Annotated in this window: 21 protein-coding genes; 15 read left to right on the top strand and 6 right to left on the bottom strand. The window is 46.3% G+C overall.

What is annotated here, in order from left to right:
* Window positions 1–76: 76 nt before the first annotated feature.
* The 10 genes from ACKU41_RS10430 (at window position 77) to ACKU41_RS10385 (ending at window position 8701) form a co-directional block, all read left to right on the top strand.
* Window positions 77–328: a hypothetical protein gene (locus tag ACKU41_RS10430; protein WP_320173413.1), complete on the top strand. Its 252-nt coding sequence runs from the start codon at window positions 77–79 to the stop codon at window positions 326–328.
* Window positions 315–1307: a hypothetical protein gene (locus tag ACKU41_RS10425; RefSeq protein WP_321400605.1), complete on the top strand. Its 993-nt coding sequence runs from the start codon at window positions 315–317 to the stop codon at window positions 1305–1307. Before ACKU41_RS10430 ends, ACKU41_RS10425 begins: the two co-directional genes overlap by 14 nt.
* The gene (locus ACKU41_RS10420; protein ID WP_321400603.1) at window positions 1294–1638 is read left to right on the top strand and encodes a hypothetical protein; all 345 of its coding nucleotides are present in this window, start codon (window positions 1294–1296) and stop codon (window positions 1636–1638) included. Before ACKU41_RS10425 ends, ACKU41_RS10420 begins: the two co-directional genes overlap by 14 nt.
* A gap of 645 nt (window positions 1639–2283) precedes the next feature.
* Window positions 2284–2673: a hypothetical protein gene (locus ACKU41_RS10415; protein ID WP_321400601.1), complete on the top strand. Its 390-nt coding sequence runs from the start codon at window positions 2284–2286 to the stop codon at window positions 2671–2673.
* 50 nt (window positions 2674–2723) lie between these two features.
* Window positions 2724–3650 carry a hypothetical protein gene (locus ACKU41_RS10410; protein WP_321400599.1) on the top strand — a complete coding sequence of 309 codons (927 nt, stop codon included), beginning with the start codon at window positions 2724–2726 and terminating at the stop codon, window positions 3648–3650.
* A complete protein-coding gene (locus tag ACKU41_RS10405; protein ID WP_321400597.1) occupies window positions 3650–4672 on the top strand; it encodes a type IV secretion system protein in 1023 nt (340 codons plus the stop codon). Before ACKU41_RS10410 ends, ACKU41_RS10405 begins: the two co-directional genes overlap by 1 nt.
* Window positions 4672–5034, top strand: coding sequence for a ribbon-helix-helix protein, CopG family (locus tag ACKU41_RS10400; RefSeq protein ID WP_321400595.1), 363 nt, complete (start codon window positions 4672–4674; stop codon window positions 5032–5034). Before ACKU41_RS10405 ends, ACKU41_RS10400 begins: the two co-directional genes overlap by 1 nt.
* A 141-nt stretch (window positions 5035–5175) precedes the next feature.
* Complete coding sequence (locus ACKU41_RS10395) at window positions 5176–5736, top strand: metal-dependent hydrolase (RefSeq protein WP_321400594.1); 561 nt, start codon at window positions 5176–5178, stop codon at window positions 5734–5736.
* 388 nt (window positions 5737–6124) lie between these two features.
* A complete protein-coding gene (locus ACKU41_RS10390) occupies window positions 6125–6673 on the top strand; it encodes a hypothetical protein (protein WP_321400592.1) in 549 nt (182 codons plus the stop codon).
* Window positions 6674–6952: 279 nt separating this feature from the next.
* Window positions 6953–8701, top strand: a complete 1749-nt coding sequence (locus ACKU41_RS10385; RefSeq protein WP_321400590.1) for a sel1 repeat family protein — start codon at window positions 6953–6955, stop codon at window positions 8699–8701.
* A gap of 217 nt (window positions 8702–8918) precedes the next feature.
* On the opposite strand, the gene ACKU41_RS10380 is transcribed toward ACKU41_RS10385, so the two are convergent.
* The 6 genes from ACKU41_RS10380 to ACKU41_RS10355 all read right to left on the bottom strand — a co-directional run bounded on the left by ACKU41_RS10380 (window position 8919) and on the right by ACKU41_RS10355 (window position 14080).
* A complete protein-coding gene (locus ACKU41_RS10380) occupies window positions 8919–9542 on the bottom strand; it encodes a hypothetical protein (protein WP_321400588.1) in 624 nt (207 codons plus the stop codon).
* A gap of 245 nt (window positions 9543–9787) precedes the next feature.
* Window positions 9788–10009 carry a ComEA family DNA-binding protein gene (locus ACKU41_RS10375; protein WP_407944402.1) on the bottom strand — a complete coding sequence of 74 codons (222 nt, stop codon included), beginning with the start codon at window positions 10007–10009 and terminating at the stop codon, window positions 9788–9790.
* A gap of 311 nt (window positions 10010–10320) precedes the next feature.
* Complete coding sequence (locus tag ACKU41_RS10370; protein ID WP_321400586.1) at window positions 10321–11523, bottom strand: site-specific integrase; 1203 nt, start codon at window positions 11521–11523, stop codon at window positions 10321–10323.
* 332 nt (window positions 11524–11855) lie between these two features.
* On the bottom strand, window positions 11856–13187 hold the full coding sequence (locus ACKU41_RS10365; protein WP_321400584.1) for a HAMP domain-containing sensor histidine kinase: 1332 nt from the start codon (window positions 13185–13187) through the stop codon (window positions 11856–11858).
* Window positions 13153–13854 (bottom strand): response regulator transcription factor, encoded by a 702-nt coding sequence (locus tag ACKU41_RS10360; protein ID WP_321400582.1) that lies wholly within the window; start codon window positions 13852–13854, stop codon window positions 13153–13155. Before ACKU41_RS10360 ends, ACKU41_RS10365 begins: the two co-directional genes overlap by 35 nt.
* A gap of 64 nt (window positions 13855–13918) precedes the next feature.
* A complete protein-coding gene (locus ACKU41_RS10355) occupies window positions 13919–14080 on the bottom strand; it encodes a hypothetical protein (protein WP_321400580.1) in 162 nt (53 codons plus the stop codon).
* A gap of 453 nt (window positions 14081–14533) precedes the next feature.
* Between ACKU41_RS10355 and ACKU41_RS10350 the strand changes: the two genes are divergently transcribed.
* The 5 genes from ACKU41_RS10350 (at window position 14534) to ACKU41_RS10330 (ending at window position 25262) form a co-directional block, all read left to right on the top strand.
* On the top strand, window positions 14534–14695 hold the full coding sequence (locus ACKU41_RS10350) for a hypothetical protein (protein ID WP_319777255.1): 162 nt from the start codon (window positions 14534–14536) through the stop codon (window positions 14693–14695).
* 2 nt (window positions 14696–14697) lie between these two features.
* A complete protein-coding gene (gene ccsA, locus ACKU41_RS10345) occupies window positions 14698–15135 on the top strand; it encodes a cytochrome c biogenesis protein CcsA (protein WP_319777253.1) in 438 nt (145 codons plus the stop codon).
* A gap of 88 nt (window positions 15136–15223) precedes the next feature.
* A complete protein-coding gene (locus tag ACKU41_RS10340; RefSeq protein WP_319777251.1) occupies window positions 15224–15586 on the top strand; it encodes a hypothetical protein in 363 nt (120 codons plus the stop codon).
* Window positions 15587–15997: 411 nt separating this feature from the next.
* Entirely contained in the window at window positions 15998–17386 is a 1389-nt protein-coding gene (locus tag ACKU41_RS10335; protein WP_321400577.1) for an MFS transporter, read from the top strand.
* Window positions 17387–17390: 4 nt separating this feature from the next.
* Window positions 17391–25262, top strand: a complete 7872-nt coding sequence (locus ACKU41_RS10330) for a non-ribosomal peptide synthetase (protein ID WP_321400575.1) — start codon at window positions 17391–17393, stop codon at window positions 25260–25262.
* Window positions 25263–25286: the final 24 nt, after the last annotated feature.

Here is a 25286-nt window from a genome sequence, read left to right as displayed (position 1 = left end):
TCCTGTTTTTTGCCATACGGTTTCAAACACCCACAGTTTCCCCACGGAAACACAGGGAAAAGCAAAAGGAAATCGTATGGCAAAAGTGCAAACTTCCCTTATCGATCTGGCAGATAAACTGCCCCCTATCATCAGCCGTAGCCACGTTGAAAAGTTCCTTGGCGGGGTAATTTCCTCCAAAAGCCTTGCGAATCTCGACAGCCTTGGTGAAGGCCCTCCCAGAATCAAAGTCAGCGGTAGAGTTGCTTACCGAACTGAAGAACTGCTTACGTGGTTAAGTGCAAGAAGCTTTGCCATTGAAAAGGGGAATGCCCATGCCCCAAGGTAAGCTTAAAATTGTTGCTGCAAATGCCCCCACTGATGCCCCTTCAAATGTCAATGCATCTGCAATTGCCGCCGCAAATCGCGGTGCAATTGACGGGGCAAATAAAGCCTCACTGAAATCTGTTTTTACCAGCCTTACCAAGAATATGAATGTGGTTCTTTCGTTTCTGATCAAGGAATACGGGGTTGGTTCCTGCTTCAAAATAAGGTGCATTGATATACATTACGCAACAGGTGTTAGCGTTGATACTGTGCAGAGAATATTAACAAAATTTGCGTATGAAGGTTTTCTGACAAAAAGAAAAATTCGGGACGGACGCTTTCAAGGGCTTGAGGTTAACCTGAAGCCAATTTGTAATCACTATCAGAATTTTATCCTAAATGAGGCGTCAGTTGCACCTGCATCCGTTATGGGGCTTCAAACTAGTATAGTTAGTAGTAATATTAAATCTACTTACTCTAACGAGGCTTTGAAAATTCTTGCGGTGACTGATGAAGAAATAAGTAGCAAATATCCCGCCCTCGCAGGGGTAGGATTTGGTGCTGACCAACTACGTCAAATTGTCCAGAAAAGAGACAAGTCAGGCGAGCATCTTAACATGGTGCTGACGTCTTTAGAGTATGCGAATTATGGAATTAAAAACGGTGGATTCAAAGATAGTAAGGAGCAGCCTGTTGAAAAACTCCTTGGTTATATCTTTAAAGCTCTTTTAATCGGCGGGAAACTAAACAAGCCGGACGGTTTTAAAACGGCTGAAGAGCAAGCAGCTGATGAAGCTGAAGAACAATTGAGAGCCGTTAAGAAGGCCAAGAAACGGGAAGTGGATGCCTTGCATGAAGTCTGGCTGCTTGAGCTCTCTGATGAGGAGAGAGAAAGAATACTTATGCTCCACAGTAACGGATTGGATGAGCAACGAAGCTTACGTCTTTATTGGGATAAGAATATCTACGGGCAGAAAGGGGGCAGCAATGCCAGAGCGTAAAAGCATCACCCTCTTCGTGGATCTGCCGGAACATCTACGCGACAAAGATATGATCGCGGAGTCCGGCGGGGCAATGTGGTACCTTTTTCAAGCACAGAATTATCCAGAGATTCCAGAGTATCGGGATAAAGATTTGAAGACCACACGCATTAAGCTCAGTCCGGCAACACAAAAATACTATGAACTTATGCGCCCAGACTTTGAGAGTGAGCGGCATTTATTCATTACCGCCTATACTATCCTTTCGAAGATGCACAAAGAGGCGTGGAGAATTGATATCGATAAATATTATCGTTGGGATAGGTGCTATTCGTCGGAAGATACGCCCTAGATGGTAGCTGAAAAGGAGTGTTTGGTACCTCAAAGCTCCTTTTTACTCTTTCACGAGCATGTTCGCTTAAAAAGTAGCCCCTACGATGTTTGACGGTTTCACTACGGTTGAAAGCAGGGTCGCTACAGGAAAAAAGATAGCCCCCACATGAAAAATTAGCATCCCCACATCAAAAAAAGGGACCCCCACGTTTTTCGGGTTTTCGATTATTTGTTTGTGTAAATGTTATTATTCTAAGTGGTTGTGCTCTCGGTTCGAGCTGCTTAGTGAAAACTAACCGAATTTGGCCCGTATGAACAGGTTAAATCGCACATATTATGGCGTTTAAGTGTCATGGCAGGATACGCATTTTGTATGACAAAATGCCTCGGCGTGGCCTCGTCCTGCTCTTGCTGGCGCAATAGATGGGTTTCACCCCCCTGAGGGGCCCCCGCTTCCGCCTTCCCTAAAGGGTCCCGGCGGGAAAGGCACAACCATACGTTACACTTTCGCTGAAAACGTAACTTATGGAGTTTTGAGGTACCCAAAAAAAATTGAGTTTTGAGGTACCAAATCTCGTGCCGAGATCATGCCTTTGGAAAATGCAGATTATGCCACGCAAGGCAACGCCCCAAATATGAGCGCAACAGAAATACAGGAGGAGTTATGGCTCTTTCATCACTGTGTGCTCTTTCATTCGAAGAGCTCCTTATAAAGTTTTCAAATAGAACTACTGAGTTTGTCAGGATCATTCATGCCCTTTGTCAGAGTCGGCTTGGGCAGTCCTTGCAGTATAAAGAACTCATAGAATACGCAGAAATAGACGAACAGTTGAGGCAGATCAGAAGGAAACGCAGGAAGATTATAAGGGAAGAAAAAGAACTCGATAGGGAACTGGCAAAGCGGCACGGAAAAGATGGTGTTGCAAAATTGAATGCGCTGGCAAGGCATCTTGTTAGCAGAAGCGATTGTGAATTGGCGGGACCACACTTAGACGAAGCTGTTGCAGCAATGAAAGCATTGTCCATGGATATTGTCAGCAGAAGAAGTGTGTAAATTTGCCGGAAGAGCTCCGGCCTTCAGAAACTCCCTTACAGGAGGCGTTTATGATTTCTCTCGATATATATGCAGTTACTACTAAAAAAATTGTGGCTGTTTGTACTGCTTTTTTCATTGCCCTGGCTTTCTCCTCAATGAAAGCGGAAGCCATGACGGTCAGTGATCCCGGCTCATATGGTTATTTTGTGCAACAGCTTTCAGAAGCAAAGCTCCAGTTAGCAGCAGCAAAAGAGCAAATTGCTAACCAGATGCAAGAAATTAAAGTTCTAAATGATACGTACAAAATGGCAACAGAGCAGCTTAAAGAACTCAATGATATTAAAGATCAGGTCAAAGGCTATTACGATCAAGGAAAGGCCTTTGTGGGTAAAATCAAGGACATTAAAAGTCAGATAGAAGCCGTTCCTTCAAGCGTTGTCGGCAGGGGTAAGGAAATTATGAGTTTGATTGATGGAATTGGAGATTTCACTGAAGCAGCAGATATGCTGGATGGAATTTTCGGAGATCCACGGTCACCAGATTATAATCCTTGGCAAACGCTGGCCCCAAAGTACCAGCTCCGGCAACAAGGATTGAAGGATACAATTGAAAAATCTGAAAATCTGCTTGCTGGAATGAAGGATAGATTCGCAGCCTTAGAGGATCTGACCAATAAAATTGATGCCACAGAAAACATCAAAGAGGCTCAGGATCTTACAAATGTCTTTCTGGCTCAGATAATCAGCATTCTCTCCGAGCAGCTGGCCTTATCTGCACAGATTGGCGAGGCTCAGGCCCTTATGAATTTCAGTGGCGTTAAAGATGATGAGCTGAGAAGAATACAGGCCGAGAAAGCTGAAAAGAAAGCCAAATATGAAAGAGCAAAGGCCAAATATCTTGCTCCTTATGAACAAATGCAAAGCCAAGGCATAGATTTAGAAAATCCTTCAACTGATACTTTGCTTCAAATTATCGACATGAACGGAGGCAAATAATGGAACTGACTCCACTTGCAACAAAAGTTTTAACATTAACTCTTTCGTCATTGAAGCATTACATGATTGAAATGCATTCAATGATGCAGGAATTTTCAGGTGCGGCTACAGTCTTAACAGCTCTATACATAATTTATATCTGCGCTCAAGCAATGTTCGGCAAAGTGTCTGGGGACAGATTGAAAGAGCTTGCTTGGTCAATGCTGATATTGGTTGGTATTGTCTCGTGTTGTTTTAATGGGTCTTTTTATATTCAAGAAATTGTGTTTCCATATATTAAATGGATAATTAATACCTCTAGCTGGTTTGCATCAAAAGGTAAGGTTACTAATTTTATTGGCATATTTGACCATTTAGATAATGGCTTCGCCCTTGTATACAACCAGTTGATGAACCAAGTTCCAGATGGGAACTTAATGGTAAATGCAGGTGAATATATCAGAGCATGGGTTGCAATTGGAACATTCAGTATAAGCTACGGATTAATGTATATATGTTTTTTAGTACTCATCATAATGTCATTGTTTGTTGTACATGTAATGTTTGTGGTAGGCGTTGTGTGCATTTTTCTTTCTGCTTTCAAAGAAACTAGGCATATATTCTGGTCTTGGGCAAAAGCTATTGCAAACTACTCCATGATGATGGTTTTTGCGGCAATTGTTATGAGTGTTGCATATCAAGGGGTTGAATCATCCTTAAACCTTTATGCTCATGTTCTCGTGGAACAAGGAGTATTTAACGCAGAGTTCGCCGCTTTGATTGTCTGGTCTCTCGTTTGTTTTGGAATTTTATTAAAGGTTCCTGACATGTCCTCCGCTTTAACTGGAGGTATGGCCACAGCATCCACAGGAGTGGCTGCTGTAGCCTCTCTGGCCGGAGCTGCTGCGTTTTCATCTTTTGCTCATCGTGGTGGGGCTGCTTCTGGTTCAAGTTCTCTAGGTGCGGTGGGTTCTAAGGTCAAAGGCTCTTTTGATAGCGCGATGAACTCCAAATGGTTGAGAAAGGCAGGAGAGTTGCAGTAATGAAAGACAAAAGAGAAATATTCAGATTAGACGAAGAGTTGGCCACTTGCTTGGAAGAAAGGGCCAATGAGAAAGGAAAAAATAAATCCGCTTTGATCCGGGACTTGGTACAGTCTGGTCTGTACGATTTTGATGAAACTGGAATTGAAGTTCTTCAGCAGATACATAAGACGCTCGTAGATCTTAAAATCGGCTTCAGCCAAATCGGGGGCAACCTGAACCAAATTGCTTACCACCTAAACTCTGAAGGAAAGCTTGTCCCCGTGGAGCTGCAAGAAAACCACAAGGAGCTTCAGAAGCTTTTCGCTGAAACGGTGGGTAGCGTAGATGAAGCATTCAGAGAGATCCGAAAACTAATATGAATCGTGGCTGATTCCAATGCGGTTTATCATTGCCGGCTTACCTGAGAACTCCTTTCAGGTGAGCCGGCTTTTTTATGGCAACACTGAATAGATATAATCAATATTGGACAGCGATACTTAAAATCAGTTAGTGCAACTCCTATGAATACCATAGCCCACGTACTACTTCCGATAAATGTTATTGCCTTACTGGAAACACCTGATTCAATCAGACAAGAAATGAGAAATTTTTATTGCGCCAACGCTGCATGGCTTCCCTCTGGATTACATCATGAATTCGCCGCACTCTTCTTGATGATTCTCGGTGCAGTACTTCCAGATATCATAGACAGAACATTCTCAGGTCATAAACGTGCTACACATTTACAGCATAGAATTGACGCTGGAGAATGGCTTTCAAGCGATGAATTCAATGAAATGCTGGCAGCTAAAAAATCATGGTGGCAAGTACATAGAACCATAAGTCACTGGTGGCCTATCCCGATCATTCTTTATATCGCAGGACTCCAGCCCGTAGCCATAGGATGGGCTAGCCATCTCCTTTTAGATGCCATGACCCCGATGGGAATCCCTGCGCGGAAACCTTTTCCTGCAGACGAAACAGGTTATATGCGGATTCCATTTTTAGTTAATCAGAAATGGGTTGAAGGAGCGTTAACGCTGGTGCTGGTCGTCGGCACTATTGCGTGGTTTGTGTTCTGAAGTACGACTCATCGACTACCAAATTCACGTCTGAATTAAAATTGAAAATAGCTCCATTCTAAGAGCTGGAATTCAGAAATGATTTTTATAAATGGTATTGAAAATATTGATCTTTTCTCTTTTGGTTTGTGGAGAGTCTTTCCGAAAGTCTGTTGATGAGCAAAATTTAAAACTACCAAATTCACGTCAAAAACATCCAAAAATACGTCTGAGTTAAAATTAAATTCTGCTTATGTTTGTAGCTGAGTTTTGAATAATAATTCAGGTAAAAAACATTGAAAACATTGATCTTTTTCTTTTGCTGAGTAGGGGTTATTTGCGGTTTTTCAAAGACGAGCAAGGCCAATAGCAGCAAAAACTACGTCTAAATCGAATGGGAATGATTATCATGCCGGACTATCGCTGGTCATACTATTTAACGGCTCCATGGGAACTGCTTGATGAATGGTATCGCGCAGTAAAATTTGGAATACGCAATTTATATCAATGGTTTCCCGTAATATGGTCTGACCGTCATTATACGTCTGATGGGCTGTTCAAGGTCATGCAGCGCAAACTTGTGCTTATGCAGCGCGAGCTGGAGAGCAATCCTTACTATGTGGGAGCTGACCGGGATCTGCATACCATGCATGTCTGCGAAATGATCTTAGATCGTTACTTCGCTCATAATTATGCTGATAAGTGCCGTGAGCAGCATAGAGAGAAATGGGGAGAGATGCGCAGTTTCTTTGAACCTTCATACGACAATTCGACCGGGGATGTTGAGCCAGATGCTTGTCGCTGGTTCACAGATTGGCCCAGAGCTACCAACCTGAAATTGGAAAAGGAAGCTAAGAAAGAGCTGCGTAGATGTCTTGAGCAGGAACGAAAGCTTGCAGATCAGGATATTCAGTATCTGTTTAAGTTGCTGAGTAAGCATTATCGTAGCTGGGATTAAGAGCTGGTGAGGGCGCGATTATTTAGACTTGCCAGCTTGATGAATATAGCAACTGTTTTGTTGATGGGGTATAAGATTAGATGTAAGGGTTCCGACTTGATAGCTGCTACGTTCCTGCCCTCGTTCTCTTGCGGACATAAGCAACAAAGAAATGTTTCTGTACCTTATCTAATTGCCTACACATTTGACTCTGATTCTTCCTAAGAATAGATTTAGTTTAATTGAGAAATCGAATAAGCTAACAGTTCCATTTGACATTCTGAAGCTAGAGAGCATTCAATGACTCAAACAAATTATATTATTTTTTGGGGATATTTGGTCTTAACACTACTTTTTAGTCTACTCATAAATGTTTCGTCTCTTTATGCAGAGCCCTCTGAAAGTGGAATGGTTGAGACCGAACAGGGGGATGCTATAGCACAGAACAATCTCGGCTCAATGTACGCAGAGGGAAAAGGTGTTCCGCAGGATGATGTCGAGGCCGTCGCTTGCTACCGGAAAGCGGCGGAACAAGGTAATGTTGCTGCACAGGTCAATCTAGGGTTAATGTACGCAGAGGGAAAAGGTGTTCCGCAGAATGATGTCGAGGCCGTCGCTTGGTACCGGAAAGCGGCGGGACAAGGGAATGCCAATGCACAGGCTAATCTCGGCTGGATGTACCAATACGGAAAAGGTGTTCCGCAGGATGATGTCGAGGCCGTCGCTTGCTACCGGAAGGCAGCCGAACAAGGTAATGCTGGTGCACAGAATAACCTCGGCAGGATGTACGAAGAGGGAAAAGGTGTTCCGCAGGATGATGTCGAGGCCGTTGCTTGGTACCGGAAAGCGGCGGAACAAGGGAATGCTGTTGCACAGGTCAATCTCGGCTGGATGTACGCAGAGGGAAAAGGTGTTCCGCAGGATGATGTCGAGGCCGTCTTTTGGTTCCGGAAGGCGGCGGAACAAGGGAGTGCTGCTGCACAGGCCAATCTCGGGGTAATGTACGGAGGCGGAAAAGGTGTTCCGCAGGATGATGTCGAGGCCGTCGCTTGGTACCGGAAGGCGGCGGAACAAGGGAATGCCAATGCACAGAATAATTTAGGCTCAATGTACGCAGAGGGAAAAGGTGTTCCGCAGGATGATGTCGAGGCCGTCGCTTGGTACCGGAAGGCGGCGGAGCAAGGTAATGCTGCTGCACAGGTCAATCTAGGGTTAATGTACGCAGAGGGAAAAGGTGTTCCGCAGGATGATGTCGAGGCCGTCGCTTGGTACCGGAAGGCGGCGGAGCAAGGTAATGCTGCTGCACAGGTCAAACTCGGCTGGATGTACGTAGAGGGAAAAGGTGTTCCGCAGGATGATGTCGAGGCCGTCTTTTGGTTCCGGAAGGCGGCGGAACAAGGGAATGCCAATGCACAGAATAATTTAGGCTCAATGTACGCAGAGGGAAAAGGTGTTCCGCAGGATGATGTCGAGGCCGTCTTTTGGTACCGGAAGGCGGCGGAGCAAGGTAATGCTGCTGCACAGGTCAATCTAGGGTTAATGTACGCAGAGGGAAAAGGTGTTCCGCAGGATGATGTCGAGGTCGTCGCTTGGTACCGGAAGGCGGCGGAGCAAGGTAATGCTGCTGCACAGGTCAATCTAGGGTTAATGTACGCAGAGGGAAAAGGTGTTCCGCAGGATGATGTCGAGGCCGTCGCTTGGTACCGGAAGGCGGCGGAACAAGGGAGTGCCGCTGCACAGAACAACCTCGGCGTAATGTTCCTGCATGGAAAAGGTGTTCCTAAGGATTTTGTAAAGGCGGCATCATTCTTCAAACAGGCCTGCAACCGCGGATTTCCTGATGCAATGTTTAATTTGGGTCTTTGCTATTTGACAGGTAGTCGTCAGCAAGTGGATATTGTTATGGCATATTTCTATATGTATAAAGCAAAAAAAAACGGAATTAACGACAAAAGTCTTTTGTCTACAATGCAACTATTGGAGGGGATACTGCTTCCAGATCATATCGAAAAAGCGCAAAAAATGACAATGCCTCCTTTAGATAAATAAACAAAGAGTGTTATGTGTCATGTCCTTATGTTTTCCGTTAAATACGCTAAGGATAGATATATCTTAATAGGGGAATATGGTTTTAGTATAATTGAGTTGTTATTAAAGATGTAAATGTGATCCCCCTTTGTTCTTTTATTTGCAGTCAGTGGCACGATAGTCCTCTGGAACGATAAATTTATTTATAACCTAAAACATGTTGTTTTAGATTATAAAATTAGAAAAAAAGTTGACATGTTTGTATTATTACTCCCAGAATGCCTATAGCTGTGATGATATGGCTAGTTATAGTTTTTGTGAGACTTTGTTCTTTTGGGAAGTTTTTTTCCAAGTATTGTTGGATAAAAACAAGTTCATCATTATTGTATGTAGTGTGTAATTCAGCAATTATTTCTCTTTCATTTATTGATTGCGAAGTGGGTGTTCTTGATAAACTTAGTATTATTTGAATGTAAGGCAACCGATTATGTATATTTGCAATTCCAAGCCAGATAAACATCAGCGATACAATGATGTGAGGTATTATTGTTGTTTTATCTATGTGGAAGTATATTTCTGAGTAGATAAGTAACATCGACCCAATAGCCATCAAGATGAGACTTGCTGTGCATAATTTTTCAAGAATTACTTTTATATTTTCGGAGCAGTTGCTCTTGGCAATTCTTATAGATATAATAAAGGTAAGCAGGCCTGTATAAGTTGGTACCGAGTAAAGAACCTCAAAGTGGCTCAACAGATTTGAAAAATTATTTTCTATTGCAATGAAGCATATTCCGTTTATAACAATTACAGCAAGGTCGATTATCGCAATGTTAATTGTCGAACGAATGAGTTTCCCCATCTTTTCCTGTGTCGTTGATAGTCCAATCGAGATCAGCTTGGCGGCAATGCAAAGTTCTAGTAGAGCAGACAAGACTTCTGTGATTGAGAGGATGATGAATATTATCCCATTTAACTTGTAATTCTCGAGTGTGTAATATTTGAATACGTACAGAGATAAGTTTAAATTTCCATTTATAACTGTTTTAATACGAGAAAAAGATATGAAAAAGAGACACAATCCAAGTGTTGAGAGGAACATTCCTCTTATATGATTTCTGTGCGCCAACTAATATCAGGTGCAATAGACTTTGCAAGGGTATGATTTATTCCTTCTATCTTAGTAAGGTCTTTGAGGCCGAGTAAAGGACCATTGCATTTCCTGTACGCAATAATCTTTTCAGCTAATTTTGGTCCGATGCCTTTTAACTGTTGGAGTGTTTTGGCATTAGCCGTATTGATACGTACGGATTTAAATTGCTTATTCATTTGGTTCTAGAATCGTTAAACCTTTTTTTGATGCCAACCTCGGCCAGATTACCATTCTTAGGTCATGAGACTTGAAGGATACACAGCCTTTCCCAATTTTTGCATCGGGGTTGTTATCGCCCCAAATCCATATGGACCCGTTCGTTGCAATATGCCCAGAGCTACACAGTTACGTAACCATGCTCCTCATGTACTTTAAGTACATAATGCTGCAATGTGGTATCATTGGATAGCGTTTTTATAATGATCTTTATAATTATGAAAAACAAGGTGCAAGTCTTTTTTAGGAAGGATTAGGAATTTGTTGATACCTAACAAATAACTATCCGTTTAAGCCTATTCTCCCACACCCCCATAACCTCCAACTTTTCAGCCAGATGTGAAGACTTGTCATAGTGCTTTTCACCGACTTCCTGCTTTCCGTGGTTGAAATGGATGTTGAGCAGGTAGCTTGGTACTTGCTGGTCGGCGAGCATGGTTCTGACTGTGCGGCGCAGGTCGCGCGGTGTCCAATGCTTCATGTCTACGCGCTTGCAGAATCTGGTCACTGCACGGCCTAAGCTGGGGATCTCGCGTGGATCACTGGGGCGGCCTGCGTTGGGGAAGAGATGCAGATATTTTGATTTTCTGGACATGACTATTTCTTTTGCCCTTTCTGTGAGCGGTACAACGTGTTCACGACCATTCTTGACCCTTTCGGCGGGGATAACCCAAAGGTTCTCCTCAAGATCAAATTCAGTTCTCTTGCACTCCAGAATTTCAAGCACGCGCTGACCGCCAGTAGCGATAATTAACTTGATTGCTGGCTGGTTGCACTCGTGCCAGACGATTTTCAGCTCTTCAGATGTAAGAACTCGTTCACCGACCTTTTCAGCCTTTGAATCTTTGGGAATGGCGGCAACGGGGTTGTTGCTGATGTCGAAAGTGATTTCCTGTGCAGCGCGGGTGTAGTCGTGTTCGCGCACAATTCCATAGCTGAAAGCACTGTGCAGGTAGCCCCGGAGGTGTGAGGCCATGGACGGGCCGCGCTTATATGTTTCCTTCAAAAGGGCTTGTATATGCTTCGGTGTAATGCGCTTGGCTTTTACGTCCCGGCCTATGAAGTTTACCGCGGCATACTTGCCAGTGAGCAGGGCGCGTTGAACCTCTTTCCATGATTTTTTACCCTTGCCCTTGAGATCGGCAACGTAAGCGTTGAAAAGTTGGTCTATGGAGCCTTTGAGGGATTCTTCAAGCTCGGCTTGGATCTGGGCTTCTTTTTCATGTCTGAGGCGAAAATTGGTTTCCCCGGCACGGGCTTTTGCTTTCAGCTCCTTGGCTTTTTCAATGGCCATCTTTTCAGATATACCATTTGAGGCCCAGCCGTAGCCCTCTTCAACACGCTTGCCGTTCACCTGAAAACGAATGGCGTAATATCTGTCAGCCATGATTCCATGCTTGCGGGTTTCGTGTGTGCGGTAGCGTACACCGCAGTTTTTGCCGAACTCATCCTTTACGCTGATCCACTTTGCCATTTTCACTTCCTTTAAATGGGGACTGTCCCCGTTTTCTGTCCCCACTTTGGTCGGGACGGGTGGGGATAGTAAATGTGCTTTAGGGAAGTCTATAGCAGGATTAGTTCTTTTAAACAAATGGATTAATGGAAGTGTTGGGAAGCTGTGGGAAAAATGTCGGTAAAGATTCGTAACCAGCAGGCCGTCGGTTCAATTCCGATCGTTGGCTCCATAATAAAATCAAGGGTTTACACTTAATGTGTAAGCCCTTTTGTTTTATCTAAAATATGGTTCCTTATTCAGGGGCTTGACGCACTAAAATCATCCTCAGTAGAAAATCTGAAGTAATTAAATCACGATTGAAAAGTTATCCGAAACGTCGTGCCCGCGCCCAAGGTGCTCACCACTTCAATATGCGCCCTATGAGCTTTTATGATTGTTTGGCAAAGATAAAGGCCCAGACCATACCCCCCTGTGTCACGGGTTCGGGATTCATCAACTCTATAGAAAGGATCGAAAAGGTGACTGATCGATTCTTCCGGAATGCCTATGCCGTGGTCTGTGATGATAATGCTGACCTCATAGTTTCGCACTTGTAGCGAGACTTCGACAGGAGGACCGTCCGGTGCGGAATACTTGATTGCGTTATCCAGCAACATGTTCAAGGCCATCGTTATTTTTTGGGGATCGACCATTGCCATAACTGGATCTTGAGTAATATCTAACACAATCCCGGGGGGCTGGGCTTGATAACTACTCGCAACATAGGCAACGAGTTGGGCCATATCCACCGATTGTGCCTGAATACCATCGGCTCCATGGTGCATTTTTGCAGTTTCCAGCAGCGAGGTGATCATGGTTTCCATTTGCCCTACATCCTGCTTGATAGCCGAGGTGTCGATCTCTGTGTCCAGCATTTCAAGTCTTAGCTTGAGGCGGGTGAGCGGAGTTCGTAATTCATGGCTGACTCCAAGCACCAAATCCCGTTGTCCCGTCACAAGGGTTTCCAGTCGAATCGCCATTTGGTTAAAGGTTTCGCAAAGTTCTCTTAGTTGGCCGGAACCTCTCATCTGCACACGTGTATCAAGCCTGCCATCCCGGACAGACTCAGCCCCTTCAGTCAACCACTCAATGGGACGAAGAAGGAGCCGCAGGACAAGGTAGATGACCAGCATGATCAGGCAAGAGCCCACGAGGGAATAAATCCCGAATTGACGCAACGCAGACCGTTCGGCTTCTGTGGAAAACAGATCAAAAGTCAAGAGCTCACCAGAGGCGAGCGGAACACGCAGTCTATAATTTTCATGAAGATTGAGTATTTCAATTCCTTCTTGGGAGAAGCGTGGAGCAAGGAATCTTTCTGGAAATTTCTCTTCCGTTTCACCAACAATCCATGAATTTTTTCCCGTATAGGTGATGCGCATAGGCCGTTGGCGAGCTAGAGCCTCCGCCTTACTCCTGTCCGGCGGGGAGCCGACTCGGCCGGCAAGGTAACGCGCATACTGCAGTAAACTCTGGTTTAACGTGGTGTCATGTTCACGTTTCTGGGTGGAGTATAGATGCATAGTGACGGCATTAATGGCCACAACCCCCATGACGAGCACCAAGGCCAATTTAGTGAACAGGGATTGCCTGATTTTTCTACAAACTCTAGCCATCTTCATTTCCTTGTCCAATAAAGACATAGCCGGTTCCCCAGATTGTTTTGATGTATCTGGGATACTTGGGATCGTCGCCTAACTTCTGGCGGATGCGACTCATGGTGATATCTATGGAGCGGTTGAATGATTCACTGTCCAGTCCTCGCAGCTCTTGCATAAGATCGTCCCTGCTGAATGTTTTTCCGGGGTTGCGAGCCAAAACGGCAAGGGCGTTGAATTCATTGGTGGTCAGGCCAATGTCTTCCTCATTGAGCAGCGCGGCACGGACATCGAAGTCGATACGAAGTGAACCGAACTCTCCTTTTCCTATTTCGGACATCGTATTATGCTGGCTGCGACGCAGGATGGATTGGATGCGGGCGACTAGTTCACGAGGTTCAAACGGCTTGGGCAAGTAGTCATCAGCCCCGATTTCAAGTCCGGCCACCCGGTCCATTACGTCACCGCGAGCGGTCAGCATGATGATCGGGATCTGTGAGTCCTGCCTAACACGGCGACAGACCTCGAAGCCGTTTATTCCGGGGAGCATAACATCCAGAATGAGCAGGTCGGGAGAAAGGGATTTTAAGGCTTCCAAACCTGCTTCGGGCGTTCCTTCGGAATGGACTGTATAACCGAATCCGGCAAGATATTCTTTAAGAAGTTGCTGTAGATCGGCGTCGTCCTCGATGACTAAAATGTTATTTGCCATTATATCCTCGCATGATGTGAAAATGAGCTGCCTCTTATGCCGAGGCAACTCGCACAATAGCCTGTTAGCGGCCGCCATGCCATCCCTTCTTTCCATGATCAAGAATGAGTTGGGCTAAAGCTCCTTTTTGTTTATCCGTCAGCTTTGCATGAAAAGCGATAGAGTCATTCTTAATATACTCAACAAAAGCAGTGTTGACTTCATCGCCGTCGAAGGGGCCTTTCATCTACTCTGATAATCAGCATCTTTTTCATATGGTTCTCCTTATTGGTTGCGAAGTATGCTTTTGAATATCGCAGGCAGTGAGCAAAGGCCTTTCTAACCTGAAACTAATTGTATCCAATTGTATCCGGCCGCCGGAAACAACTTGTTACATCTCGTTGCAACTCAGAGAGGACTTTCGTCTCGGCTTGCGTAGTCTGATTCTAACGCCGCTCAGGAATGCGGCTGTCACTTATAAGGAGATCGTGATGCAAAAAGAAAACATCAGACCCAAAATGTCGTGTGATACCTGCAAACTTAGAAAGAGAGCGGAGCTGTCGCCTTCGTCGTTCCTCGGCCATCTTTGGATTTGGCACACCTCTGTCTGCCCCGGCTGGAAGAAATATGTGAAGACTATTCACGCTCATGGAGAGAACCCTCCTGCTGTGGGGCATCTTCGCGGAGTTTGGAGTAAGTAATGGGTGTTTTTGTTGGCACGGCTTTTTTGACAGGACTTTTAGGCAAGGCTGCACACAGCCTGTGGTCACGAAAAAAAGCCGTAGCCGGAAAAGAAGTCAAGAATTACGGAGCAGTGAAAAGATTAACAGGGCGTCGTAGTCGATCAACAAAGGAGAATTAGCAATGTCAGCACTTTTGTCTCTCCATATTATCATTTGCTCTCTGGGATATTTTCTTTTTGGAATAACTTCCGTGAGCGCCTATGCCTATCTGAAGAGCGAAAGAGCGATTAAGACCAAGTCGTATAGATTGGGTGAGGGATTTCGCTGGAGTCTCCATGATCTGGACCGTAGCCTTTTTGTCTCCCTGACCCTCGGTTTTGTATCGATGGGCCTTGGGCTGCTCATGGGCATAGCTCTTCAGCATTCGAAATATGGAATGGTTGATCTGACTTCGCCGCGGATATTCTTTCCAGCCATTATTTGGCTTTTCTACCTACTCATATTGTTCTTCAGGCTCACCATGGGCCTGCGCGGTAAGATCCCTTCATATATGGCGGTCTATGGTTTTCATGCAGTGATAATGTCCTTTGTTCTGGAGCTATATCTGGCAGCAACCTAAGAAACCACTTGCACTTACATGGTCGATACTACGCAAATCTTATCAGTATAAATTTTAGAAAGTTCACCAATATTAAAAGGAGAAAATAATGAAATCAATTGATCAATCCGTTCTGGAAGCCTTTGACACCATGTGGGGGCTGTACCCCGAACCCGTTATGCTCGTCCATGCCTGCCGCGACATTCTGGCTGTAAACCAGCGGGCGGAAGAGTTAGGTATCACCACAGGCATTAAGTGCCATTCCCTATACCCGAGCGAGCGCGTCTGTCCCGGTTGTCTGGCCAATAAGATGCTCAAATCCGGTAAGGCTACGCGCAAAGGTTCCTTGAGTAAGCAGACCGGAAGATATCTGGACGGCTACTGGATTCCGGTCAAAGGCGTGGAAAAGGTGTACGTTCATTTCGGTAACGATATTACTGAATTTGTCAGACCGGAACTGCTGGCCGAGTAATGAAAATTTAGGTTCATGGAAGCGATCACTTTGAGTTAGGACGGTAGAGATCGCTTCCTCCATTATTTCAACCGTTATTTTCCAAACATTTTATTTGTAACCAGCAGGCCGTCGGTTCAATTGCAGGCTATTGGTTTAACCGGACAGTAATGTTTCAGCATGCTGAATATTGCTTGAACTATAAAACTATCTCCGAACGTCGAGAATTTTAGCTATAAAATGAATTCCATGATAGCGGACCACGGCATTGGTTAAGCTCGTTTTTCTTCAATAAAGGCATTCCTTTATGTTTAGTATTATAGTATGAAATTAACGATTTTCATTGTTTCAAGCTTCCATGATTATACGACATTAATACGCTTTTGTTAAAAAATCAGAGAAGCAAATTTTTCCTACAGGGAAGCAACACACGTGAAAAATATTATAACTATTTTAGTAATCGCCATAGGGACCTTCCTGGTCAATCTTGATGCCAGCATTGTTAACATTGCACTTCCCACGCTTTGCACGGATTTCACGGTAGATATCCAAGATGTATCTTGGGTGGTCCTGATTTATTTATGCGCAGTTGGAGGCTTGCTCCTCTTTTCCGGAAAATTGGGAGATGTACTGGGCTCGAAACGGATATTCATCGCCGGGTTTCTGGTCTTTGCGCTGGGGTCCCTTTTCTGCGGCATGGCCGAGCATATTTATACAATGTATCTGGGCCGGCTTGTTCAGGGCATCGGGGCGGCATGCATTATGGCAAATTTCGGAGCAATCCTTTTGCAGAACCTGCCTGCGGAATATTCAGGCCGGGCATTTGGATTGAATACGGTCCTTGGCGGAATCGGATACGCCATGGGTGCCCCCCTGGGCGGCTGGCTGATACATTCCGTGGGCTGGCGCTGGATTTTTCTAATCAATATCCCGGTGGGAGCCCTGGCCATAACGGCTGCGCTCGTCTGCCTGAAAAAAGATCAGCCCCGGGAGTCGAGGCTGGAGCATTTCGACCTGCAAGGACTCTTATTCAGCCTGACCTCCATCACCTTTTTTTTGCTGATTCTGACCCGCGCTTTCGGCGAAGATGTATTTTCAACCCCTTATTTCGGGGCCGCAGCCTTTGTCCTGGTCTGCACCCTGGCCTTCATCCGGCGAGAATTCAAAACCGAGCATCCCATTCTTGAAATCCCCATATTTTTAAAAACAGGGATCGCCGCCACCATTATCGCCAACATGGCCCTGGTAATTGTTCTGGCCGGTTTGAATTTTCTTTTTCCATTCTACTTCATGGAAGTCCTGAACATGAATGTGGCCCGCACCGGTCTTTTTCTCATGTGCTTTCCAGCAGTTTCCGTTGTGATGAGCCCCCTGGCCGGCTACCTCTCGGATAAAATAGGTGCCAAAAAAATCGTTATCCTGGCCACCGCCGTGGGAGTTTTGTCCACTGCGGGCTTTTATTCTTTTGGTCCCCATGTTTCAACTATGGGCATTCTCTTTATCTTCGTCTGCTTCGGAATCGCCCTAGCCTCATTTTTCACTTCAAACATCACCTTATTCATGAGCAATGCCCCGGCGGACAAAGCCGGGATGTTTACGGCTGTGGCTTCCTCCGGAACTACTGTAGGCTCTGCTCTGGGCGTAAGCATATTTACCAATTTTCTGGAAACCGGAACTGGAGAGGTTCTTTCAAACCGGGCCTCACAAATAGATGCCGGTTTTCACTATGCTGTAATTCTTGCCACCGTCTTTGCCCTTGTCGCTCTCGGGGCATCCATGCTGTCGAAACCTGGTCAACCTGTACTTTCTGAAGGGGAATAAGACGATGAAAAATAGAACTGAACAGAAATTATATGAACTTTCCCATCCTCAAAAAAGGGTCTGGTACGGGGAAAAGACCTATCCCGGCGTGGGAGCCGCAAACCTGGTCTTTCTGGTGAAGTTTGATTTTGAGGTTGACTTCACTATACTGGAAAAAGCGATAAACGCGGTTCTTAAGGCCCATGTGGGTGTAAGAATGCGCATCACTGAAATTCCCGAAGAGGATTCCGTAAAACCATACCAATACGTTACCCCCTACACGGACCGGGAATTTGAAATCCATAATTTCCACGTTCCGGGCGGTTCCGAAAAGCTAAAAAACTGGGCCGCAGAAAAGACCGCCGAACCTTTCCCGTTTCTGGATACAGAATTCATCTATTTTGCCTTGCTCAATTATGACGACGGCAAAAAAGGCTATTACATCAAGCTGCACCACATTATCTCCGACGGCGGTACCTTTCTGCTCTTGTTCAGGGATATTAAAAATACCTATTTGCGCCTGCAGGAAGGAAAGGAGCCTGATTTTTCAACCATCAATTCCTACCTGGATTTTTTAAGCTACGAAAAAGAATATCTGAATTCCGACAGATTCAACGAAGATAAAAAATTTTGGGAAGAACAAATGCTGCCCATGCCGGAAGAAATATCCCTTTCCGGCACACGGGTTAAGGAAGATTTACTGGATGCGGGCCAAGCCACTTTAGCATTTGCAAGCGGGCTGCGCACGGAAATGCACGCCTGGGCAAAAGAAAACAAGACCTCCCTCTTCAAGATCGTTTATAGCGCAATAGCTGTTTATATAAGCCGCATTACCGGGACAGACGACTTTGTGCTGCCTACCTTCAACCACAACCGCTCCATAAAAGAACAATATGAAATGGCGGGAATGTTCATCAGCACCATTCCCGTAAGGATTCAGCTGGACGGTGAGGATTCTTTCAGCTCTTTGGTCAAAAGAAACGGGGAGCATTTGAACTACCTGATCAAGGAAAGGCAAAAATATCCCTTTGATGAGCTGGGTCTGCTTTTAAGGGAAAAATCCGGGATTGATCCATCCTTTTTCATGAATGTATCAGTTATCGGCCACCAGGACGTCATCCTTGAAGGCATGAGTGTGGAACACCTCCAGCCGCCCTATGAAGCGGGCGGGCTATCCATCCACGTGAACCCGGAAAACAAGGATATAACCGGAATTCTGGAACTTGAGTTCGACTATAAAAAGAATCTTTATTCGCACGAAGACATCGAGACCATTTTCAACGGTCTCTGCAACATCATCGCCGCAGGGATACGCCGGTCCGAGGGTAAAATCAAAGACCTGCCCATTCTTGCCCCCGCCCAGATCAAGCAATTGATACATGGTGTTAATGATACTGAAAAAAATTACGACCTTGAAACCACTCTGGTTCACTTGTTCGAAAGGCAGGTAAAACTCCACGGGGACTCCTGCGCCCTAGTCCTGGAAGACCGGAAACTGACCTATGCCGAACTGTCTCGCAAGGCCGATTCCCTTGCCTTCAAACTGCGTGAAGCCGGAGTCGGCCCGGAAATAATCGTCGGGCTCATTGCCGGCAGAACAGTAGAAAGCATAATTGCGATTCTGGCCATATTGAAGGCCGGAGGGGCCTACCTGCCCATTGATCCCAAATCCCCGTCCGAACGCATCCTCTACATCCTCAAGGATTCGGGGGCCGGGATACTGCTCGGCTGCGGGAATGATGTTCCAGAATCATACACGGGAACTTACTTCGAACTCACAAATGATTCTCTGTTCAGTCCGGTGAAAGGAAGTCTGCCCATAAGCACAAATCCCCGCAGTGCCGCATACATAATCTATACCTCAGGTTCAACCGGACGGCCCAAAGGGGTTGTCATCGAGCAGCGCAGTGTTGTGAACCTGGTCAACTGGCACAGCCGGGCCTACGGGATAAAACCGGGGACGAAAACCGCAGAGTATGCTTCCTTCAGCTTTGATGCCTCGGTATCCCAGATATTTTCACCGCTGCTGACCGGGGCGGAGCTGCATCTCATTGCGGATGAAATCAGGCTCGATCCGGTCAGGATAAATGAATACCTGGAACAGAACCGGATTATGTACATAGACCTGCCCACACCCATGTGTGAGCAATTTCTTGAAATGTGCGACAATAATTCCCTGGAAGTAATGACCACCGGCGGGGAAAAATTAAAGAAATACAATCTGCCCAAATTCAAGTTGGTTGATGAATACGGTCCCACTGAAAACACGGTTGCTTCCACACATATCCATCTGGATAGGCAGTGGCTTAAATCGCCCATCGGCAAGCCTGTCCCCAACACCCGGGCATATATTCTAGACCGTTACCAAAATCCCCAGCCCATGGGCGTGCCCGGAGAACTCCACCTGGCCGGAGCCGGGCTGGCCAGGGGCTACCTGAACCAGCCGGAGCTCAGCGCTGAAAAATTTGTGGACGACCCATTTTTCCCGGAACAGAAAATGTACCGCACCGGAGACCTTGCAAGGTGGCTGCCGGACGGCAACATAGACTTTCTGGGCCGCCTGGATTTCCAGGTCAAAATCAGGGGATACCGTATCGAGCTGGAAGAGATTGAAGCGCGTATAGTCAAATTGGACTATGTGAGCAACGCGGTGGTGGATGTGCGGGAAGACGGCACAGGCTCTTCTTTCCTCTGCGCCTGGGTCGAGACCTCAAAAGACAATTCCCTCGCCGCCATACAGGCAAGCTTGAAAGAGGAAATGCCGGATTACATGGTTCCCTCTTCCATTACCCCGGTGGAAATTTTGCCTCTCAACAGCTCCGGAAAAGTGGACCGCCGGGCATTGCCGGAGCCGAATCTCGACTCCCAAAGTCAAGCAGAGTTTGTCCTCCCCGAAACTGATACTGAGAAAAAACTTTCCCTTATCTGGGCCCAATTACTGGACATCACAAAAATCGGTGCGGATGATAGCTTCATAAGCCTTGGCGGGCATTCCCTCAAGGCCCTGACCATGCAGTACCGGATACAAAAAGAATTCAAGGTAAATATTCCCGTCTCGGAAATCTTCAAACTGCAAACCTTGAGGAAAATAGCCGAGGCCATTGAAGCATTGGATGGAAGCGGCGAGGTCGGCATAACCAAAGTTCCCGTACGCAGCTCCTACCCGGTGACTTCCGCCCAGAAGAGGCTCTATCTGATCAATCAGATGGGGAATGTAAAAACCGCCTACAACATTTCCCTGGTCATGAGGATACAGGGGCCGTTGGATCATGAAAGACTTGGTGCTTCCATTGACGAACTGGTTTCGCGCCATGATATCCTGCGCACTGCTTTCAGCCTGGAGGAAGGCGTGCCGGTTCTCAAGGTTTACCAGGAGATTACTCCCAAAAGATTTCTGGCAAAGGTTTCCCCCGGTGAGGTACAATCGCAGATCAGGGACTTCGTAAAACCGTTTGACCTTGAAAACGCCCCCCTATTCCGTACTGCGCTATTCCAAGAATCTTCGGACAGCCATGTTTTCGTCTTTGATGTCCACCACATCATCATGGATGGCCTTTCTGTTTCAATCCTCATGAAAGAACTCTGGGAAATTTACGCCGGCAATGAACTCCCGGCCATCGAATACAGCTATAAGGATTTTGCCGTCTGGCAGCAGGAAACAAATGCCGGCGGAAGATTGCCGAGGCAGGAGAAATACTGGCTTGACGCATACAAAGGCTTTGAACAAAGCATGGAATTTGAAACCGACCATGCCCGGAAAGCCGCCATGGATTACAGGGGAGACCGCCTGATTTTCGAGATTCCCGCAGAAATTAAGCAGGGGCTTGAAAAAGTTGCAGAAAAATCCGGGGTGACCCTGTTTAGCGCCATGCTCGCCGCTTACGGAATCTTTTTAATGCGCCACACTTCCTGCACCGACCTTGTGGTGGGAATTCCTTCTTCAGGCCGCACCGTGCCTGAAGTGGAAAATATGCTCGGCATGTTCGTGGGGACTTTGCCGCTCAGGCTGTTACCTGAAAAAAACATATCCCTTGAAGACTATTTGTCCGCCGTAAACCAAACCCTCATGGGCGCATTGGATAACCAGGAATATCCTCTTGAAGACCTTATTGAGCAGCTCGGGGTAAAAAGGGAACCCGGCAGGATGCCTTTAATCGACGCTCTTTTTACCTTACGGGACATGCCCGCAGCTATGGACTGCGGAGAACTCACGGTTACCCCCGAAAACTACAACCCGAAGATTTCAAAATTTGACCAGACCTTTGAAGCCATCGTTCATCACGAAGGCATCCAGCTGATCATAGAATACAAAAAAGCCTTGTTTGAAAAGGACAGTGTGCAACTTTGGGGTGAGCAATACATCCAGCTTTTACGGCAGCTATGCGAGCACCCCGAAAAAGCCGTGGGTGAATACGATATAATTTTACCCCGGGAGCGCAAGTTTTTACTGCAGGAATTTAACGAGACCGCAATTTCCAACCCGGATTTGACTGTAATCGAATGCTTCATTCAGCAGGCAAAACGGGTACCAGACGCTGTTGCTATCAAACAGGACGAGCGAACCATCAGCTACCGAGAGTTGGATGAACAGACCAACCGGTTGGCCAATAAACTCATTGCCCAAGGCGTAAAGCCCGGCCAGGTTGTCGGTATTGTCGGTTCCGCATCCGTTGAATTTATTATAGGCATTCTGGGAGCACTGAAAGCCGGGGCGGCCTACGTCCCCGTTGATGTGGGCTATCCTGCCGAGAGAATAAATTTCATGATGCAGGAAGCGAATGTCAACATTGTCCTGACCACGGCAGGAAATGACCAGACCCGGAAGCTGGCCCCCTCTCTCAACTGCATGTCCCTTGAAGATGAAAAAACTTATGCGGAGAATGCAGGCCGGCCGGATGTGGCTTACTCGCCTTCCAACCCTATTTACATCATCTACACCTCCGGTTCCACGGGTAAACCCAAAGGGGTTATGGTTCCCCATAAAGGGGTTTTCAACTACCTGATGTGGGTAAAAAGAAGTTTGCTGCAAAATCAGGTCTATGACGTTCCCCTTTATTCTTCGCTTTCATTCGACCTTGTGGTCACATCAATTTTTATCCCGCTTATGACCGGGGCCCGCATGGTCATTTATTCAGGCGAGGACAAAAGCGGCCTGGTGGAAAAAATTGTCCGCGACAATGAAGTGGATATCCTGAAAATGACTCCCAGCCATCTGGCACTTCTTGAAATGGTTGATTGCCAGAGCACCCGTGTTAAAAAATTAATTGTCGGGGGAGAAAACTTAAGCACAGATCTCTGCCTACGTATTCTTGCCAAATATCCGCAAGGTCTTTCAATAATAAATGAATACGGACCAACCGAAGCGTCCGTGGCCTGCGCCTGGCATTCCTTTAATCCCGCAATGGACAGGGGCGGCTCCGTTCCCATAGGGGTTCCTGCGGGAAACGCCCGTCTTTATATCCTTGACGAAGAGCTCCGGCTTGTGCCCCGCGGCGCTGTGGGCGAATTGTATATTGCCGGCGACGGATTGGCTGATTGTTATGTGAACCGGCAGGATCTTACCGATCAGGCCTTTTTGCCCGATCCTTTTGCCGAAGGACAAAGAATGTACAGAACCGGGGATCTTGTGCGCTTGTCTGTGCAGGGCCGCATTGTTTACCTGGGCCGCAAGGACCACCAGGTAAAAATCAGGGGCTACCGGATCGAAACCTCTGAGATAGAAAATGTGCTGAGCAAATATCCCTCCATAAAGGACAGTTTCGTTCTGGCCGTTGCCGGCGAAAATTCGGAAGATTCTTTCCTGTGCGGATATTATACCGGATCCGGGGAAGTGGATGTTTCTGAATTGAAGAACCATCTGTTGCAGGAACTGCCGGGCTATATGGTCCCGGCACACTTGATCTACATGGACCAGATTCCGGTCACGCCCAACGGCAAGGTCGACCGCCGGGCGCTGCCCATGCCTGATTGCGAAGAGTGCGAAATCAAGCAGATTATCGAACCCCAGAATGAGGTGGAAGAAATAGTCCTCAAGGCTTTCCGCTCCATTCTCAGAAAAAGCAACATCGGCATGACCGATAACTTTTTCGATATGGGCGGTAACTCGCTTAAAGCCGTCACCCTTACCTACGAGCTGAAAAAGCATGTGGAAACCGGGGTTAACGATGTTTTCAAATATCAAACTCCGCAAAGACTGGCCCGCAATGTCAGACCCCTGGAAAACAACCTGGTCAATAAATTGATGGAGGTCAAAGAACGGTTCGAAAACGGCCCGGTTCCGAATTTAAGTGATTCCTTTACAAAGCAGGAAACTGATTACGCAAAACAATACGCAGCATACGCGGACCTGGATGTTTCTGAACAGAAACCATACGAATCCGTACTCTTAACCGGTGTTACCGGGTTTCTGGGAATTTTCCTTTTAAAAGGTTTACTGGAAAAAACTGATTCAAATATCCAGCTGATAATCCGGGGCAAAAATATTGAAGAGGCCGGGAAACGTCTTGATGCCAAATGGAAATATTATTTTAAAGAAGCCCTGCCGGAGACATGCCGGAAAAGAATCAAAATCCATGTGGGCGACCTGGCCGGAGAAAAACTGGGCTTACCTCTTGCCGACTGGCAAAAACTATCGGAGGAAGTCGACTGCATTATCAATGCTGCGGCCCTGGTGAAACATTACGGGCATTACGAAGAATTCGTCTCGGCAAATGTGGACTCTACCTCTAATCTGATTGATTTAGCCCTTCAAGGCCGCAAAAAGGTATTGCATCAGATTTCAACCACATCGGTGGGATTGGGTAATATCGAAGGGCGGGATTCCCTGCTCTTTACCGAATTTGAGCTCGATGCTGGACAGCAGACAGATAACTTCTACCTGCGCACAAAGCTTGAAGCGGAAAAACAGATTATCGCAGCAGAGAAGCAGGGACTTACCGCCAATATTTATAGGGTTTCCAACATTGTTTTTGATTCAATAAACGGCTGTTTCCAGGAAAATATTGAAGATAACGGTTTTTTTAGACAGGTAAAATCATACATTGCCGTGGGCGCTGTGCCCGAAGGCATTGATATGTGTGATTTTTCCTTTGTTGACCGGGTGGCGGATTCAATCCTGACCCTTTTTGACCGCCCGGCGCTGTTTAATGAAATTTACCATATTCAAAATGAAACCAAGCAAAGTCTCGGCAGTTTCCTGGAAGCTCCCGGGCTGAATCTGGCGATCAGGAAAATGCGTATTCCGCAATTTGTTGATCTGCTCATGGAAAAGTTGAATTACGATGAATACCGTGAGGACATTGAGTCTCTGCTGCTGCATCTGGGCTGGCTGGAAAAAGAGAATGTACGTACCGCAACCATGGTCAGCGCAGACAAGACCTTACTGGTCTTGAAAAAACTCGGTTTTGAATGGGACAGGGCCAAGCCTGAAACCGCCCGGAATTTTGTTCTGGAAGCTTTGAAAAAACGCATGGAATTTTTGAAAAGCATCAGGGCCTTTACCGGACTGCCCGCCCAGGCTGTTGAAGGCATGGCTCTTAAATCCAGGTATGAAGTGTTTGCTGAAGGCGGGCTGATCCAGCAGGAAGGGGACGCGGCAGCCAATCTGTTCTTTATTGTGAAAGGCTTTGTCGAGATAAGCAAACGCTCTCATTCAGGATGGTCAGGAACCATAAAAATAGCCCATGCCGGGGACTTTGTCGCTGTTCAAAACTTTGTAGAGGAAAATGAAGCAGGCAACACCTTGGAAGCCATTATGGGGGACGCCCATGTGGTTATCCTTGACCGCAAAGCCATATTTAGCCAATTGACCCAAACACCGGAACTTGCAGTAAAAATTATGCAGATTATGGCCCAGCAACACAGGGATCTGGAAAAATTGCTGGTCTATTCCAGCTAGTTGTTCACGGGAATATTTTTGCAG

The organism is Maridesulfovibrio sp. (assembly GCF_963678865.1).
Classification (GTDB): Bacteria; Desulfobacterota; Desulfovibrionia; order Desulfovibrionales; family Desulfovibrionaceae; genus Maridesulfovibrio.
The sequence above is the reverse complement of the archived record's forward strand: the minus strand, read 5'-3'. Positions and strand labels throughout refer to the sequence as shown.

What these genes read in the sequence shown, in the direction of transcription:
- ACKU41_RS10430 (WP_320173413.1), top strand. Translation starts at nt 77, where the DNA reads ATGGCAAAAGTGCAAACTTCCCTTATCGATCTGGCAGATAAACTGCCC.
- ACKU41_RS10390 (WP_321400592.1), top strand. Translation starts at nt 6,125, where the DNA reads ATGCCGGACTATCGCTGGTCATACTATTTAACGGCTCCATGGGAACTG.
- ACKU41_RS10395 (WP_321400594.1), top strand. Translation starts at nt 5,176, where the DNA reads ATGAATACCATAGCCCACGTACTACTTCCGATAAATGTTATTGCCTTA.
- ACKU41_RS10360 (WP_321400582.1), bottom strand. Translation starts at nt 13,854, where the DNA reads ATGGCAAATAACATTTTAGTCATCGAGGACGACGCCGATCTACAGCAA.
- ACKU41_RS10350 (WP_319777255.1), top strand. Translation starts at nt 14,534, where the DNA reads ATGGGTGTTTTTGTTGGCACGGCTTTTTTGACAGGACTTTTAGGCAAG.
- ACKU41_RS10355 (WP_321400580.1), bottom strand. Translation starts at nt 14,080, where the DNA reads ATGAAAGGCCCCTTCGACGGCGATGAAGTCAACACTGCTTTTGTTGAG.
- ACKU41_RS10375 (WP_407944402.1), bottom strand. Translation starts at nt 10,009, where the DNA reads ATGAATAAGCAATTTAAATCCGTACGTATCAATACGGCTAATGCCAAA.
- ACKU41_RS10340 (WP_319777251.1), top strand. Translation starts at nt 15,224, where the DNA reads ATGAAATCAATTGATCAATCCGTTCTGGAAGCCTTTGACACCATGTGG.
- ACKU41_RS10400 (WP_321400595.1), top strand. Translation starts at nt 4,672, where the DNA reads ATGAAAGACAAAAGAGAAATATTCAGATTAGACGAAGAGTTGGCCACT.
- ACKU41_RS10405 (WP_321400597.1), top strand. Translation starts at nt 3,650, where the DNA reads ATGGAACTGACTCCACTTGCAACAAAAGTTTTAACATTAACTCTTTCG.
- ccsA (WP_319777253.1), top strand. Translation starts at nt 14,698, where the DNA reads ATGTCAGCACTTTTGTCTCTCCATATTATCATTTGCTCTCTGGGATAT.
- ACKU41_RS10365 (WP_321400584.1), bottom strand. Translation starts at nt 13,187, where the DNA reads ATGTCTTTATTGGACAAGGAAATGAAGATGGCTAGAGTTTGTAGAAAA.
- ACKU41_RS10425 (WP_321400605.1), top strand. Translation starts at nt 315, where the DNA reads ATGCCCCAAGGTAAGCTTAAAATTGTTGCTGCAAATGCCCCCACTGAT.
- ACKU41_RS10370 (WP_321400586.1), bottom strand. Translation starts at nt 11,523, where the DNA reads ATGGCAAAGTGGATCAGCGTAAAGGATGAGTTCGGCAAAAACTGCGGT.
- ACKU41_RS10385 (WP_321400590.1), top strand. Translation starts at nt 6,953, where the DNA reads ATGACTCAAACAAATTATATTATTTTTTGGGGATATTTGGTCTTAACA.
- ACKU41_RS10330 (WP_321400575.1), top strand. Translation starts at nt 17,391, where the DNA reads ATGAAAAATAGAACTGAACAGAAATTATATGAACTTTCCCATCCTCAA.
- ACKU41_RS10420 (WP_321400603.1), top strand. Translation starts at nt 1,294, where the DNA reads ATGCCAGAGCGTAAAAGCATCACCCTCTTCGTGGATCTGCCGGAACAT.
- ACKU41_RS10415 (WP_321400601.1), top strand. Translation starts at nt 2,284, where the DNA reads ATGGCTCTTTCATCACTGTGTGCTCTTTCATTCGAAGAGCTCCTTATA.
- ACKU41_RS10410 (WP_321400599.1), top strand. Translation starts at nt 2,724, where the DNA reads ATGATTTCTCTCGATATATATGCAGTTACTACTAAAAAAATTGTGGCT.
- ACKU41_RS10380 (WP_321400588.1), bottom strand. Translation starts at nt 9,542, where the DNA reads ATGGGGAAACTCATTCGTTCGACAATTAACATTGCGATAATCGACCTT.